The organism is Bacteroidota bacterium (genome assembly GCA_036522515.1).
Lineage (GTDB): Bacteria > Bacteroidota > Ignavibacteria > UBA10030 > SZUA-254 > VBOC01.
Genome location: DATDFQ010000043.1, coordinates 330,813 through 346,484 on the forward strand (window position 1 = coordinate 330,813; position 15,672 = coordinate 346,484).

At 58.5% G+C, this 15,672-nt stretch carries 10 protein-coding genes; 1 reads left to right on the top strand and 9 read right to left on the bottom strand.

The window, feature by feature from the left end:
• Positions 1-79: 79 nt before the first annotated feature.
• Genes VI215_07740 through VI215_07765 form a run of 6 tightly spaced genes read right to left on the bottom strand, consistent with a single transcriptional unit; the run spans position 80 to position 10,622 of the window.
• Entirely contained in the window at positions 80-1,837 is a 1,758-nt protein-coding gene (locus tag VI215_07740; protein ID HEY6192201.1) for a YCF48-related protein, read from the bottom strand.
• Positions 1,838-1,879: 42 nt separating this feature from the next.
• The gene (locus tag VI215_07745; protein HEY6192202.1) at positions 1,880-2,824 is read right to left on the bottom strand and encodes a PorV/PorQ family protein; all 945 of its coding nucleotides are present in this window, start codon (positions 2,822-2,824) and stop codon (positions 1,880-1,882) included.
• 33 nt (positions 2,825-2,857) lie between these two features.
• Positions 2,858-5,269, bottom strand: coding sequence for a hypothetical protein (locus tag VI215_07750; protein ID HEY6192203.1), 2,412 nt, complete (start codon positions 5,267-5,269; stop codon positions 2,858-2,860).
• Between the two features lie 31 nt (positions 5,270-5,300).
• Entirely contained in the window at positions 5,301-8,222 is a 2,922-nt protein-coding gene (locus VI215_07755) for a TonB-dependent receptor (protein ID HEY6192204.1), read from the bottom strand.
• Between the two features lie 22 nt (positions 8,223-8,244).
• Positions 8,245-10,029: a hypothetical protein gene (locus VI215_07760; protein HEY6192205.1), complete on the bottom strand. Its 1,785-nt coding sequence runs from the start codon at positions 10,027-10,029 to the stop codon at positions 8,245-8,247.
• 5 nt (positions 10,030-10,034) lie between these two features.
• Entirely contained in the window at positions 10,035-10,622 is a 588-nt protein-coding gene (locus tag VI215_07765; protein ID HEY6192206.1) for a hypothetical protein, read from the bottom strand.
• A gap of 291 nt (positions 10,623-10,913) precedes the next feature.
• On the opposite strand from VI215_07765, the gene VI215_07770 reads away from it, so the two are divergent.
• Positions 10,914-12,053, top strand: coding sequence for a two-component regulator propeller domain-containing protein (locus VI215_07770; GenBank protein ID HEY6192207.1), 1,140 nt, complete (start codon positions 10,914-10,916; stop codon positions 12,051-12,053).
• 62 nt (positions 12,054-12,115) lie between these two features.
• Here VI215_07770 and VI215_07775 read toward each other — a convergent pair whose 3' ends face one another.
• The 3 genes from VI215_07775 to VI215_07785 form a co-directional block, all read right to left on the bottom strand.
• Positions 12,116-14,401 carry a hypothetical protein gene (locus VI215_07775; protein HEY6192208.1) on the bottom strand — a complete coding sequence of 762 codons (2,286 nt, stop codon included), beginning with the start codon at positions 14,399-14,401 and terminating at the stop codon, positions 12,116-12,118.
• A gap of 40 nt (positions 14,402-14,441) precedes the next feature.
• On the bottom strand, positions 14,442-15,320 hold the full coding sequence (locus tag VI215_07780; protein ID HEY6192209.1) for a DUF4412 domain-containing protein: 879 nt from the start codon (positions 15,318-15,320) through the stop codon (positions 14,442-14,444).
• A 108-nt stretch (positions 15,321-15,428) separates the two neighbouring features.
• The gene (locus tag VI215_07785) at positions 15,429-15,671 is read right to left on the bottom strand and encodes a CDGSH iron-sulfur domain-containing protein (GenBank protein HEY6192210.1); all 243 of its coding nucleotides are present in this window, start codon (positions 15,669-15,671) and stop codon (positions 15,429-15,431) included.
• Position 15,672: the final 1 nt, after the last annotated feature.

A 15,672-nucleotide genomic window follows, 5' to 3' on the forward strand; every position in this document is an offset into this window, starting at 1 on the left:
GCAACCTGGATAGAACCGGTATCGGCGGGGGCAACAGGAGCGAGGGCCGGCCCGCAAGGACCGGCCTCGTCCGAGAGTACTACTTCGAGGTGTGGCTCAACTGGCTGTACCAGCGCGGAATCGGGTCTTTCGCCATGTAGAATGAATAGTTCGTATTTTCCCGGGAGGGTATATCTCCATAATCGTCGCTAAACCTCGCGAGAGAATACCACTCGGGGATAAACCCCGCCGGCTGGTTGTTCGGCCAGGGATCGGGGGTCGGCCTGAAATTCCCGTACCGGACGACGTCAATCACCACCGAATCGAGCCCGAGGAACTGCTGCGTCGCAATCACCTGCGTCAGGAAGCGTTTGACCAGGCGGATCTCTCCCGAAGGAAGGAGAGTCCAGAGGACCGGCCGCGCGCCGAACGGTGAAGTCGGGTCGGCGTAGTATCCGATACTGTTCGGGATGACCGTGCCGTCGCCGGGGCCGAGATTCGTGTGGTCCTTGAATTTGTCGCTGTCGCTGGTAATCACCGCGAATGCCCCGGGGTTGATGTCGGAAGGGGGCGACAGGCCGAAATTGACCAGGATTTGGGGATCGAAGAGCATCGTTCCCGAGTCGATCTTGGTGAAATAATCGAAGTTAATCGTCCCCGTCGCCGGGTCGAAAAAGAACGCCCTCCGTTGCGCCACCATCTCGAGAAGATACTGGCTCACCACACGGACGATCAGAGGAATGAAGGCCGACCCGTGGAGGTTGGCCCCCGTCGGGCCCGGCTGCTGATGCCAGGTTCGCCCGGCGTTCGCCGTGGAGAGGATGAGGCCGCCGTCGCCGAAGGCCCATCCCCGGAGACTGTCCGCGAACGTGACGGAATTCAATCGTCCCGATGTTCCTGTGGTCGCACGGGTCCATGTCCCCCCGTTGTCGCTCGTCCGCAGGATCACACCGCTGTCTCCCACAACCCACCCCGTGGCGCGCCGGAAGGGGTCGCGGCTGGGCGGGAAAAATCCGCCCCTCAGCGCCGCGTGGACGTGCGAGGTTTCCGGCACCCACTGGCCGCCGCCGTTCGTGGAGACCAGGATCGTGCCGTCATCTCCCGTGACCCACCCCGTATCCGCGTTAAAATTGACCGAATAGAAACTGAGCGGCCTGTAGGGCTCCGGCACGATCTTGGAAGACCACCCGGTACCGGCGTTGGTCGACTTGATGATGGTCCCGTTATCCCCGCAGGCGTAGATATTCTGGAATGAAACGAAGAAAACGGACCGGAGGTTGTTCGTCGTGGGCGGGACGAGCGGAGGAAGCCAGGTCGCGCCTCTGTTGACGGTCCGGAGAATCGTGCCGTTATCGCCCACCGCATAGGCCGTCCGGCTTTGCTGGTCGGCGGCGGCCGAGATCCCGTTCAGATTAGCCAGCGTGCCGCTTATCAGGGCCTGGACCGAGTTCTTGGTGACCTTGAGGATTTTCCCATTGTTCCCCACGGCATATCCCGTATCCGCGTTCGACATGCTGATCGCATTCAAGCTTCCGTTTTGCGCGGCGCTCAGCGAGTCGCTCCATGCCCCTCCGTCATTGCTCGTATGAATGATTGCCCCGCTCGACCCCACGGCGAACCCCGCAGCCGGCTTCGTCTCGTCGAACCACTTGATCTTCTTGGTCGTGGGATTGTAGAGCTCGATCCAGGAGTACGAGTAGTACTTGTCTGGCGAGATCGTAAACACTTCGTTGATGATGAGATCCTTGCCCCCCTGCACCCTCTTATCGACGGTAGCGGGGGTCTCGAGCGTGCAGCCCGCCACCAGGGACAACGAGGCAAGCAGAACAATCATTGAGGCAGAAGACAACGACTTCATTCCATTCTCCGGAGGATTCCTAAAAGGGGACGGTCAGACAGATCAGAACTGCATTTCAAACGTAAACGAGTGCGTACCGGGCAGATATTTGAAGTTGTTAAACCCGTAATCGAGCGTGCTGTTGAAGCCGAGCGAATTCAGGCGTACGCCGAACCCGGCGGTCACGTTCTCCTGATCGTATGCGAATTTATATCCCCCCCGCAGGGCGACCATGTTGCCGAACACGTATTCGGTCCCGAAGTTGTACTGTTCGTCGGCGTCGTTCACGCGCGCGATCTGAAGCGTGGTCACGAAAGAATTCGACTCGTTCTTCATCACGTCGACCAGCACGCCGAAGCGCAAAGCGGTCGGGAGCGAATATGTCTCGTTGATGAACTTGACGTCTTTTCCGATGTTGGTCAGCGAGACCCCGATATGGCTTTGCAGAATCGGTATGTCGTACAGCGTGCCGATGTCGAACGCGAACGAAGAAGCTCCCAGTTGCTTGTTCAACAGGTACGACTGGATGATCTTGCCGTTGATCCCGACGCGGAACTGTTCGGTCACCTGCCGGGCGAATGCCACGCTGAACGCGTAATCGCTCGCGCGGAATGTGCTGCCGGTCCCCTCGGGCGCCGAAGGGGTCGTTTCCGGAATATCGTCCGTCGTCAGGAGCGTGACGCTCACACCGATCGCCCCGAGGCCCGGAACATTCTTTACAATACCGGCGTACGAATGCTGCATATCCGCCAGCCACGCCGTGTACGTCGCGCCGAATCCGTAGTTGGCGACCGACATGATTCCGGCGGGGTTATACGCCATGGAACTGACTCCCTCGGCGATTGCGACCTGGGCTCCGCCCATGCTGATCGAGCGGGCGCTGGTCCCGATTTTCAAAAACAGCTCCGACACAGTCCCCGATCTGTCGCCCGCACGGCCCGTCGAACAGACGGCCAGCAGCGCCAGGAAGAGGAGCGAGGATGAAAAAAACGGTTTCATTCGATTCATGGTCCGATTCATGTTCAGGGTCTCCTTCACCGATCAGCGTATCAGAACGAACTTGCCGATTTGCTTGCCCAGATCCGATTCAACCGAAAAGATGTAGACGCCGCTGGCGATCGCCCTGCCGCTCTGGCTCAGGAGATCCCATTCAAGCTCGCCATGGACCTCGTCGTTATGGTCAAGCGTAGCCACCTGATCGCCTGTGAGCGTGAAGATCCGGATCGTGCATTTTGTCGGAAGATGGATAAACTTCACGAGGCGGTTATTTTCAGTCCAGTTGCTCGACCGTCCCTCCCACCCTCCGTTCTCGTAGGTGTAATCCTGATCGACCCGGTAGGGGTTCGGCACCACCAGCACCTTCCCCAGCGTGTCCGCCACCGAGAACGAGAGATCGACCCTCGCCTTCCGTATTTTTGCCGACTCGGTGTTTTGGGCGTAGAGCGAGTCGAACCGCACATTCCCGCTGCTGTCGACCGTTTCGATGATCGTCAGATCGGGGATCCCGAAGGAGGTCACGGAATACCAGTACCGCTTGCCCCGGGTCAGATTTGAATCGATGAAGACGCTGTCGATGCCCACGTTATATTCGAAATTGTCGTCAGGGATGTCATATTGCTTCAGGAGGGTCCAGCTCTGGTCCCCGGGGGTATTGCTCGGATCCTCCGATCGATAGAGGCGGTAGCCCTCGAAGATACGCCCGCCGGTCAGATACCCGTCGATGCACCGGTGGCCGTTCGAGCAGGTGCCCACGACCGTCTGGCAGGGCGGGTCGCGCCGGCGGAAACTCGTGTCGGGATACGACTGAGCGATCTTGCTGGAGTCGTCCCAGAGGTCGAGAGGATTATCCAGCGTGGGATCGATGTGTCTTCCCCACTCTACTCTGACTTTCTTGAATCCCTCGGTCACCTTCAACGGCGGCTGAGGGAGCGTCAACGGGGGAAGATAGCCGCGCTTGTACAATTTGAGAGCGTTCTCGGCATTTTCCCGGAGATTGTGAGGTCCGCCTTCCACGCCGTAACCGCCCACGAGCGCCACGGAGATCTTGAGCGTGTCCCCCGGTTTCATCTCGTCGAAAGGTCCGAACGAGAAGAAGAACCGCGTGTCGGTGGGAGACGAGGGCGACTGGCACGGCTTGATCTTATCGTTGAAGCACTGGCCGCTCATCCAGCAATAAATCGTCGAATCGAGGGTTCCCGGTTCCGAAAATCCGTGCCATTGAAAAATATATTGAAGAGAGTCGAGAGGCCGCGGCGTGTGCAACACCGTCAGGCCCATCGGAGTCGAACCTCTGTCGACCGCGTTATGGATGTAGGCGGTCCGAAGATCGGGAATATAGCACGCGTAATCGTGGCTGAAATACCCGCTGACATTGGTCGGACCGACATCCATATCGCAGAAGAACGCGACATAGACCTGCTTGATCGTCTTCTGCCCGATGTTGACGAACAGATAATCGAACGGAAGAACCCCGTCCGCAAAATCCTCCGCCCAGGCGTACGACTTCATGAAGCACTTAATTCCCATCGGGACGTGGCCGGGTTGGGTGGCGGTCTTGAATGTGTCGGTCGCGCCGGCGTAATAATCGCTCTCGGAGATCCCCGCGTAATCCTCATCGACGTGCGGTTCGCCGTGATCGGGAATCCCGTTGTTCTGCGTGTAGCTGGCCTTGCTGTTTTTCCGGACATAATTGCCGTTCGCGTCCGTGTGACACTTGTCGACGCTGAACGGGTCGTAATTGTCATACGCGGGATCCGGGTTGGTCACGGGATCGTACACCTTTTGGTCGCAACCGGCTTCCAGGCTGTCGGGGAGGCCGTCCGATCCGAGGTCATCGGTCAGAGGGTTCCAGTCGCCGTCGTTATCCTGGCCGTCCAGCTCGTCTTCGTCGACCTTGCCGTCTCCGTCGTCGTCGCAACCCCGGCGGTTTACCTGGATGGCGTGGTTGTAATAGTATCCGTTGTATCCGTTGACATCCCTGTTCTTAAAATAGAAATCCTCGGAGCCTGCATGGGTGTACCAGATCCTGTCGCGGGCGGTGTCCGTCCGCTCCGGCATGAATTCGTGCCGGGCGTCGTCGCCGTTGTACGATTCATCCACCCTCCGGACGCCGTCCACCAACCCCCCGATCCACGGACCGCCTCCGAACATATGCTCGACGCAACCGCCCACAGGATACTCGAGCCCGATACCGACGTCGCCGCAATCGCCGGGAGGAACCTGCGACGCGTTCGACACTCCGGGGTCCCACGCCTCAAGCCCGAACGCGATCTGGTTCGTGAGCCAGATACGCATGTTGAATCCCTGGAGCACGTGTTTCGCCCAGCTGACCCCCGCCTCCGTCTCATCGATGGAGCGGGTTCCCTTGATACCGGTGATGCCCTTCCTGTCTTTCGGAACTGCCGCACCGGCGAGAAGGAGAAAAAGAAACAGATACAAGAGGCGCCGTTTCATACCCATGATTTCCTTTGAAATTGACAAAGCCCTAGTCCCAATTGATCTTCATGCCGAGGATGATCTGCCGCTGGTCGCCGAACGCGGCAGGATCAAGCCGGCTGTCCGCCTGACTCCAGGGAAGGATAAACCCTGTGCTGGCATCGGCGTCTCCGAACTGGGCAGGCTGCCCCGTCTGGTTGTAAATCGAGTTGACGTTCCTGCGGTTGAAAAGGTTCGTGACATCGAGCGTCACCAGGAGGTTCAGTCCGCCTGTCAGCAGGATTCCCTTGTACATCGAGAGGTTTACCGTCGAACTGTACGGCTTCGTCTCGTTGTTCAGAAGGTAGACGTTTCGTGCGGTGACCTTTCCCTGGTACGGGGTGAACGGGAATCCGCTTCCGAGGCTCCACGTGAGTGAAATCCCGTAGTTATTGACAAACGGAAGGCCGAAAAATTTCCCCTGCTCCCTCGGACTCACCCTGTAGGTTGCGAAGACGTTCGCCGTGTGGTTCTGATCCCAGTCGAGCCGGCTTTCCCGGGGGAGTTCGAACTGGGGCTGGAAAATATTCGCCAGGGGGTTCGACGAACGCCCCTTCGCGAGCTGGTACGAGTAGGTCACGCTCGCCGTAAAGTTCGACCCCAGGGCCTGGTTGACCGAAACCTCGAACCCGCGCGAGCTCGCATAATCGAAGTTGCGGGGGAAGTTATTGCCGGACCGGGCGAAGTTGTCGGCATAGTCGAAAATGTCCTTGTAGAAGGCGTGGAGCGTGAAGGCCATGTCTTCCGAGACCTGGTCCTCGAATCCCGCCTCGTACTGGATCGTACGCTGGGGTTTGAGGCTCGGATTCCCGATCAGATTCCCCGAGGCGCCCAGGATGGTCGGATCGCGGTAGTAATTCTCCCTGTCCGGAAACTGGATGAAGTGTCCGTAATTAAAATAGAAGACGATCCGGTCCGTCACGGGATAGCCGATCGAAAGGCGCGGACTCACGTAACCGTGCGTGAAATAGTAGAGGAACCGTTTGCTGTCCGTCAGCCCCTTGGCGACCTTCACCGTCTGACCGGAGGAGTTGACGGTGGAATCATAACCGACGTCGTTCACCCACTGTGCGGGGAGATACCCGGGATCGTTGGAATTCAGACCGCCGTTCAAGGCGATCTCCCAATCCCTCCGGAACTCGTCATAGAACACCTGCCGCCCGATGTCCAGGTAATCGTACCGGGCTCCCACGTGAAGGTTCAAGCCCGAAAACTCGATGTTGTCCTGGACGTACAACCCCCCTCGATTCGGATAGTTGTTAAGATTCCAACGGTAAAGGCCATATCCCGGATATTCACCGTGGGCATATCTCGGATCGTCCACCGGGGGGTTCACCGTCACTCCGTTCACCACGTGTGCGACGGTCGGATACTGGATCTCGGTCGAATTTATTTCTTCGTAATTAAACTCGAACCCCGCCTTCAAGAGATGGAGCGGGTGAACCTGGCTGTTGAAATCGATCCGGGTCGTCCAGACGTCCGTGAGCGACTTCACCCACGTCTGGTCGGTCCCGAGCTCGGCGAAGCCGTCGAGGTTCGGATCCTGCGATTGGTATGCCGAGGAATAATCCGAGGGCTTGACGCCGGCGACATCATTGCCCGCATGGCTCTCAAGCTTGCCGAGGTAGAGCCGTACGAACGAATTCGTGGTGAAGAAGTGAGTCCAGGCAAACACGTGCTGAATGGCGAGCGTGGCTCTGAGCAAGGACGAGTCGGCGCGGTACTTGTAAAAATTATTGTAGTCGTGGTTCGTGCCCAGGCTCGCGCGATAGCCGTAGGAGAACTGGTCGGAGCCGCTCATGTCGTAGCGCAACTTCGAGTTGAACGTAAAGGCGTTCCTCTGGTCGTCGGCGAACCGGTAACCCAGCCCGTTCAGAATGCCGCCCAGGAAACCGTTCAGTTCGATCCGGCGCTCCAGCGGATGGTAAAACTCATTATGCACGTAGTTATAGGGGCCGTCGCTCCGGTCGGCGTCCGCGCTGATGAAGAAAGTGAGCGCCCCCGGGATCTTAAAGCCCAGATTCGGCATGAGGTACTTCGTGAGCGGGTCGGGGCCGCCGAGCGTAAAGGAGCTGTAGTTTTCATTCTGGTTCGTCGACGCGATCCTGTCCGTGCGATACTGCGCCGAGGCCGAATAATGGTCGGCTCCGGATTTCGTGACGATGTTGATCACCCCGGATTGAGCGTTTCCGTAATCCGCATCGAACCCGCTGGTCTGGACGCTGACCGATTGGATGGCGTTCGCCGAGACCGCGAGACCCGTCGCGCCGCCGCCGATCGTCCCGGATTGCACGCCCGCATACACTTTCTGGAGTTCTTCGTTGGTTCCCGCCGTCGTGAGAGAGCCGGAATTGCCGAGAATGCTGTTCGTCGGAATACCGTCCACGAGGTACTGGACTTCGTTGGCGCGTCCGCCCCGCAAGAAGAGGTTGTTTCCCTGCTTCACGACCCCGGTCTGCAGCCGGAGGACGTCTTCCACCGTCTTGACATTGGGAATTTCCGAAATCGTCTTCGCGTCGACGGTCGGGGTCCCCGTCGTCACCATGTTGTTGACCATTTTCGTGGCGGTGATGACCTGCTCGTTGATTTCCACGGCGCTCGAGGTCATCTTGATATTCACGGGCGTGGTCGCATCCGCCCCGATTTCGATGTCCTTGATGACCACCGTCTGGTAGCCGAGAATGCTGGCCCTGATGCTCACCGCGCCGCTCGGAACCGCGATGATGGAAAACTTTCCCTTGTCGTCCGTCGAAGCGCCGCGCTGGGTGCCCACCACCAGGATGTTGACAAACGGGATCGGCTCACCGCTCTGGGCATCGGTGACCGTCCCCACAATTTTTCCCGTGTTCCCGGCCTGCCCGATCGCGGCGAGAAGAAAAGCCAGACACGCGGTCGTGAACGACCGCCGCGCAACGTGTAACCTTGATGTCATAAACCAGTCTCCTTCCAAGAGATCACGGGTTCAACTCCCTGATGTCGTTCATCGCCGCTCTCATCGTCTCGGTGGCGCTCGCGGGATTCATGTAATAGAGCGGAAATCCGAGATACACGACGCTATAGGTAATACCGATGTATCTCACTCCGATCGAAGCTCCCTCATAGGGCAGGAAATTATTCGCCGCGTCATACCGATAGATGATCTCTCCAAACCCGTAGGGTCTTCCCGCCCAGAGGAAGGTCAAGCCCGGGCCCGAGGATGCGGTGTCGATCCTGCTGATGTCGACGGAGATATCGGGGTACCCTTTGTCGCCGCGCGCCCCGATGAAATTTGCCCGTGTGAGATCGGTCAGGCCGGCCTGCATATGACCGATATTCTGCACAAAATCCTGGCTCCCGTTCAGCGCGAAGGGAAGCGCCCACGCGGTGATGATGAGCTTCCCCCCGACATAACAATAATCCCTCAGAATCTTCTCGCGGCTGCCGCCGATGCCGTGAGTGGGGCCCGCGGTGTGAAGGTCGTCGAGCACATCCTGAAGAAACACGATGGAACTGTACTGCCCCAGTTGTCCGCGGCCCGGGAAAATGTGGATTCCCGCCCTGGAGTCATCTATCACGTCGAAAATATCGTACTTGCCGCTCTTCCCGAGCGCATCGAACATGGCCGAATAATAGGCATCGACCTGTGCGACGGTCGGCCGGGCCACCGTTCCGGGATCGGGCCACTTGTAGCAATCATTCAGGATCAGAATCCGCTGCTGGTATCCGGGACGGCGAAAAATCGGATAAAGGGTGTTAAACTTGGCTCTCGAATAAATCGTATCGAATCCCGTCGGATTGTTGTTTCCGTCAAACGTCGTATGGACGTAGTATCCGAGCGTATCGATGCTCCCGAATTCGTTCCGTCCCCGCACATAGAACGTATGCGAAGTCTGATATTTGTCCGGGAAATCCGAAGCCGTGACGCTGGCGGTCGTCGCCGAGCTGAAGGGAGACCAGGGGATGTTATCCTGAGGCCATTGGTCCTTGTCGACCACCCAGGAATAGTCGATCGTCCGGCTGTTCGGATCGAATCCCTGGAATGTGAATGTCGCTCCTGTGAACGTATCCGTTATTTGATCCAGAACCAATACCGTATCGGAGGGCGAACCGGTGATCTGGGTCTGCGGGGGAGGCACCCGCGGAGTCCCGAACGACACCGACGCGGGGGCCCCGACCAGCCCCTCGTTATCGATCGCGGAGACTTCAAACGTGTGCGGATTCAGGGAATCCTGGGAATCGAAGATAAAGGTCCCGCTGTTGGGATTCCTATGGACGGGAAACCGGATCACTTTCGGGTTCGATGCCCAGACGCGCGAACCTGCGATGCTCAACACGCGTCCCGAATCAAGGGCGTTCGCGCTGTCACCGTTTAACCCTTCGGGAGGGAGCGTCGAAAAATAATGATACACGTTCGCGACATTGTTCGGGCCCGCGTCGGTCATCAGCGCGAAGTTTGAGACGATGATGTTCAGCACCGTGCTGTAGGGCTTGTAGACGAAGGGGCTCTGGGCGTTGAGGCGAAACGTCCATCGGTACCTGAACGCGACCACAAACCCGTCCGGGTCGTCACCGACCCAGTTGAGCGTCAGGAGGGGATTCTTGGTGACGATGAACGTGTCGGTGGGGGGCACGTTGGAAAGCCTCGTGATCGGGGCGACATTGCCGAGGGGTACATCGGTCCCTTTGCAGCTCCAGCCGACGACAATGATGGTCAGGGCGGCGGACGCCGCGGCAAGCCACCGGACAGTAGCATTATGCATGAGTCTTACTCGTAGTGGATCGATGAGATATAATAATAAGGCTTGAACAGAAACGTGTCGGCTCGTTTGACGAGAGACGAGTCCAGGTTGATGGTGAGGACGATGCGGGTCGTTTTCTGCTCGTTGATCTTGAAGGACTTGATGAATGAAAGCGTGGGGTCAAAATCGGGCAGGGTGCTGACGGAAATGTTCCGGTACCCGTCCAGGATGACGCTGGGACCCGGCTGGATGAGCATCAACACGCCAAGGTAATCGCCGGGGGGGATATCAGCCTGACCGACGACGAGCGAAGAATCCTCGGCATGGAAATCGAGCGTGTTATAAATGCCTGTCGTGCTCTTGATCGCGTGGACATCCCCGTACACCTGGGCCTGCGTGTGGTCTGAGCGAAGCGCCGTCACCTGGGTGATCTTGAGGACGAAATTGTTCAGAGCGCTGAACGCGATTCGGCCCGAATCTGAAATCGTGTGGAGCCGAATGTCGACCAGGCCGGGAAGGGGTGAACTGTAATCATACTGACAGCTCACACTCAAGAGCAGAATTGAAACGGGAAAAAGAATGAATGAAACAAATGGAACGTATTTACGTTTCATGGAGGTAGCTGGATGATGCGACATTGGGCGGATGACGAGCCGGGGTGAACCGGGTATTTTTGGAGTATAGGAAAAATATGTGTGACAGTCAAGTTTGGGGCACTATTTCTCTCATTTCTGTGTTAAAGCTTGACGTGTCGCAGAACCCCGGCAGGCCGGTCTCAGCGCGTGCGATCTCCTTCCCGATCGGATCCCTCCCTCTCGATCTTCTCGAATGACTTCGCGGAAACCTTCGTCCCGGACAGCAAGAAGTTTTGTTTATTCGCGAATATTTTGTACTTTGAGAGGTTCATGAGCGACAGTCAGATCCTTCAGCCCGCATCCCTTCACCCTTCCCTCAATCGATCCGTGATCCTTCGCGCAGCTCTTTTGTCTCTAACCGTGTCTTTGTTGGGGGTTTTCGGAGGCTGCACGAGTCCGAGCGACCCGCCGCCGGTTCTTCCGAAAGCGACGTGGCAGGTGTTCAAGGCGTCCGCGAGCTCGCTGGCGGACAACCACGTGAACGCGATTTTCATGGACAATGCCCGGAGGGTTTGGTTCGCAACAAATAACGGCGCTTCGTACTTTGATAATGGAGCTTGGGCAACGATCAGGGATTCATTGACCTCTCCGGATGGCCATGGCGGTCCGCCGAATCACAGGGTGACTTGCATCGTCCAGGCGAAGGACCGGAGTATGTGGTTCGGTCTCACCGGCGGCGGCGTCCAACGCTATAATCCGATTTCGACCATCGCGGTCTGGACGCGCTACACCGTGCAATCAACCTTTGGCGGACTTGTGTCCGACCTGGTCCTTTCCGGGACCGCGGACATTTCGAACCAGAGCGCGTACGGAGAGGTGTGGTTTACTTCGGCGATCGGGATCAGCCGTTTCGTCGGCGCCGCGAATGAAACCGGGACATGGCATTTCTATACGCATGACAACACGGGGCAGATTCCCTCGAACCAGGTCTGGTCGTCCATGACGAAGCTTGACGACAACACCCTCTGGTTCGGAACTCAAACGGGCGGCGCGGTCTCGGTCGAGTATGGTCTTGCGGGACTGAACTGGACACAATACTCGCTTCCCGTCGATTCAAGGATCAATTCGATGGCCTTCGACCTTCAGAATACCGTCTGGTTCGGAAACGAGAATGGCGCGGCAAGCTTCAATGTGCAGACCTCTGACTGGAGAGTGATCGATTCGGCGGGAGTCCGGTTGCGCCACGGGCCCGTGAATTCCGTGACGACGAACCACCAGAATATCAGATGGTTTGGAACCGACGCCGGAGCCGCGCGCCTGGCGGACACGACCTGGACGATCTTCACCACGGCGAACAGCCCTCTCCCCAGCGACACGGTGAACGCAGTCGCCTTCGACTTCAATCAGAACATCTGGATCGGTACGGATAATGGAGTCGCCGTCTACAACGAAAGCGGATTGACGTTCTAGGGACTCCGCTCCTTACCTCCGCGTAATTCTCACCCCCCTCTCCGGCGGGCAGCCCGCCGGGTTCACTTGCTGAAATCTATCCAGATCGCTTCCCAGGACGTCGCATCTCCTTTGATGAACACCTCGGGCCCGTTCTTGAGGGCATGCGTTCCCGTCACCGAGTCGAACTGGATATTCGGCGGAAGTTTTCTCGGGAGGATCACGTCGCTCATCGGCGGCATGGTCCTGGAATCGAAATCTTCGCGTTTAAACGTGGTTCGCCAGCGCTTGTTCTCGATCGGTTCATGCCTCACCGTCACCCGACCGAACCGGGTGGGAGTGTAGGTCAGCGAGATCGGTTCCTTCGAGGCAAAGTCGGCCGCCCCGAGGCCGGTAAACAGCCGAAGGCTGTCGCCGTCTTCCAGAACAAGCATATGCCGGAGATACCGGATACACTCCGCGCTCGCCCAGTTATGGGGCATGTCACCGACGTACCGTTCGGTCCCGGCCGACTTCAGGGATTGTTCTTCGCGCCATGCGTAGAGGGGCGATGCGTGGTTGAGAAATCCGATAAATGTCTTTCTCGCAAGATCCCTGAGACCCGCCCAGAGGTAGACCTGCGCGGCGATCGGGGCGTTGTACGGCCAGACACTCTCGTTCGCGAGCCAGCCTGTCTCCGCTGGAATATCCTCGGCGGTCACCGCTTTCATGAGCTCGATGTGGCCTTTGACGATCGCATTTTCCGGAGGAAGGATGAGTCCCGGATAGATCGCCTGGGAAAGATAAATCTGGGCCGCCTGAGGCCGCGGCTGTTTCCGTTCATCGGGATCGGACCACTGGGGGTCATCTTTCATCAGCATCGGCAGGTAGGAGAATCCCTTCGGATGCTGGCGCATCTCCTCACGAGCCGCCGCCGGAATCCTAAGGGTCATGGCGGTCAGGAATTCACGGATCTCCTGGCGTTTGGGGAGGAAAAACCGCTGGGCTGCTTCGTCGAGTTTCTTCAGCCCCACCCAGAGCCAGATGGAGTTTGTGAATTCGGACCGGATCCCTCCGATGCCGCTGTCCCCAAACCCTTTCGGCAGGAGCCCGTACTTCCCGTTTGCCGTGCCGTCCTTTTCGGCCTTGGCCACCAGACCTCTCAGGTACATCATCGCCTTGTGCGCGTCCGGATAGGTCGCGTGAAAGTAATCCCAGTTCTGCGACAATTCGGCCTGGCGGACGAGGGCATACACCGCCACGGCGGTGTCTTTCCAATGGGCCTCTCCCGCGCCGGCGGTGAACCCGCCGCTCGCATCCTGTATGTCCCAGATCGCCTCGAGGCCTTCCTGTGCTTCCTTATCGTTGCCGAGATACCGTGCGGCTTCGATCATGAACGCGCCGTCGACGACCCACAATCCGCGACAGACCGTCGGTCCGACCTGGAAAACTTCCTTGCCCTTCTTGAGTTCCTTCGCCTCCACGATATTCCGGGCGGAAGCGACAAGAAAGTCCTGGTACCCGCCCGTCAGTTTCCAGTCGACCTTCCCCTCGAACGGTTTCCATTTCTGCCAGAAGGCCCGGGCGCCCGCGATCAGATCGTCAACCCGGCCGAACCCCCTCGTGAGTTTGTCGAGCGGTTGGCCCTCCTGGGGGAACCGGATGAAGAACGCCGCTTTTTCGCCGCTCTTCAATGACCGCGATTCGAGCTTGAACCGGTGGACCCCTTCTCCCGATCCGGATTCGACGGGCGAATCGACGACAAAAAAAGGCCCTTGCGAGCCCTCGAGCCGGACGACTCCGAGCCTGCGCCTGCGGGAGGAAGAGTCGTCGACGACCTCCGGCGTGAACGCGCTCTTGGAAGTGAGGACGATCTCGGGAGAGCATTCCGCATCTGTCTTCCCGTCAGGTTGAAATTCGACCAGAAGGTTGTCGACCCGCCCCTCTCCGGGCTCGTTCGTCGCAAACGAGGTGAGCGATGCGTTGAGGCCGGTCCAGGAAAGCTTCGTTGAAACGATCGGAATTCCCGGCGCCTCCAGCTTTTGCCCGGCATACTCCCCCGCAGGCCTGCCTTGAAGGCCGACCGACACCACATGGGGAAAGTAGCTGAAGTCGGCTCCGATCCCCGGATGGCCGATCAGCAATTCACCGTGCTTCCCGACCAGGCTCTTATGGGGATCGTCGGGAAAGCAATACGTCGACTGCCAGCGCGCGGGGGCGTAGCGAAAATCGATTTCCTGTTTCACGCCGGCCGCCTTCTGCGCGGAAGCGGAACCCGGCTTTCCGCCCCCCCCGGGAGGCATCGCCTCTACGAAGTTCCTCCCGATCGTAATCGCACCGAGAGTGATTCCGAGATCCGCGAGGAATTCGCGCCGGTTCTTCTTCTCCATCTCTATGATCCTTTGGTATTGGTTGTTCCGGAGGGATGTGTTACTGATGACCGTTGGAGCTGTCGGCGGGATCCTTCTCCTCCTTCCCGCCCTGTTCCTGCATTTCCTTCATGAGTTTTTCCAGATTCTCCCTGTTCAGAGAACTGTCTCCTCCCCGGCCGTGCCTCGACTTCATTTGCTCCTGAAGCTGGTCCATCATCTTCCCCATGTCGACGTCGAGCGATTGTTTCTTGTACCCCGGGGGCGGATCGAACAGCGCCGCCTCCAGATGCCGTGAATCGATCCTCGTCACTTCCTGGCTCTCGGTCGTATCGCCGCTTTCCCCCTTTTCCCCCCTGTCCATTGAGAGAATCCTCAGGGGGAACACCTTCATCTTCGCAAGCTCTCCCTCCCATCCGCTCATCTGCGACTCGGCGAGACTGGGATTCATCTTCTCGAACGATTTCATCAATCCCTCGTAGACGTTCCCCAACTTCGGCGTTCCCCAGATGTGCGTTACCGTGCCGGTGTCTTCGGCCACCCACTCCTCGCACGGATAGCCGAGGATCGATTCGGTCCGTCCGGCTTTGCGCAGCTTCACGTTCGAATCGCCCCGGCGGGGACCGGATCCCCCCTTCTTCTTCCCGCCCGCGTCGCCGGTGAGGGAAATCTCGAGGTAGGTTTTGGCCTGATCATCGACGACCCACATGACCTTCCGGTCGCCGCGAAAAATGAATTTTCCTTTCGCCTCACTCCCTTCCCCTTCGCCCGCCTGCGCAGCCAGCATCTCACCTTTCACCGACATGGAGTACGACACCGAGCGCGGGGCCCCCTCGACATGCCGCGTCATTTTCATATCGATGATTCCCTCAAACTGAGCGAGGGCGGGGAGCGCCCGGAAGAGAAACAGCAGAAGGGCGACCGCCATGGCTCTACGCATACGAAATCCTTTCATCAAGAGTTGTTCAGAGGAGTAAGTTCCGAAAGTACGCTCTCTTTTCCAAATCAGCCGGGCAGCGGAAGAAGTGCTCCGCGGCGACCCCGCGCGTCAAATCTTTTGAGCGGGCGGGGGCGCAGGCGGAGGGAGCGCAAAGGCGGTGATCTCGCAGTGCCACCCGTTGGTTTTGTGCGAGCTGTCGCAAAAAGGTTTTCTCTGGCTCTCGCCGCACCGGCAGAGCGAGACCGACGTGCGGCCCGCGAGATCGAACTTGTTGCCGCTCTGGTCGACGATCTCGAACTCTCCCTCGATGCGGAGGCTCCCGTTGTTCTTGACGATGATTCTGGCGGGCATT

Excerpts from the sequence above, each read along its gene's own strand:
- VI215_07740 (HEY6192201.1), bottom strand. The coding sequence starts at position 1,837 with ATGAAGTCGTTGTCTTCTGCCTCAATGATTGTTCTGCTTGCCTCGTTG.
- VI215_07745 (HEY6192202.1), bottom strand. The coding sequence starts at position 2,824 with ATGAATCGAATGAAACCGTTTTTTTCATCCTCGCTCCTCTTCCTGGCG.
- VI215_07750 (HEY6192203.1), bottom strand. The coding sequence starts at position 5,269 with ATGAAACGGCGCCTCTTGTATCTGTTTCTTTTTCTCCTTCTCGCCGGT.
- VI215_07755 (HEY6192204.1), bottom strand. The coding sequence starts at position 8,222 with ATGACATCAAGGTTACACGTTGCGCGGCGGTCGTTCACGACCGCGTGT.
- VI215_07760 (HEY6192205.1), bottom strand. The coding sequence starts at position 10,029 with ATGCATAATGCTACTGTCCGGTGGCTTGCCGCGGCGTCCGCCGCCCTG.
- VI215_07765 (HEY6192206.1), bottom strand. The coding sequence starts at position 10,622 with ATGAAACGTAAATACGTTCCATTTGTTTCATTCATTCTTTTTCCCGTT.
- VI215_07770 (HEY6192207.1), top strand. The coding sequence starts at position 10,914 with ATGAGCGACAGTCAGATCCTTCAGCCCGCATCCCTTCACCCTTCCCTC.
- VI215_07775 (HEY6192208.1), bottom strand. The coding sequence starts at position 14,401 with ATGGAGAAGAAGAACCGGCGCGAATTCCTCGCGGATCTCGGAATCACT.
- VI215_07780 (HEY6192209.1), bottom strand. The coding sequence starts at position 15,320 with ATGCGTAGAGCCATGGCGGTCGCCCTTCTGCTGTTTCTCTTCCGGGCG.
- VI215_07785 (HEY6192210.1), bottom strand. The coding sequence starts at position 15,671 with ATGCCCGCCAGAATCATCGTCAAGAACAACGGGAGCCTCCGCATCGAG.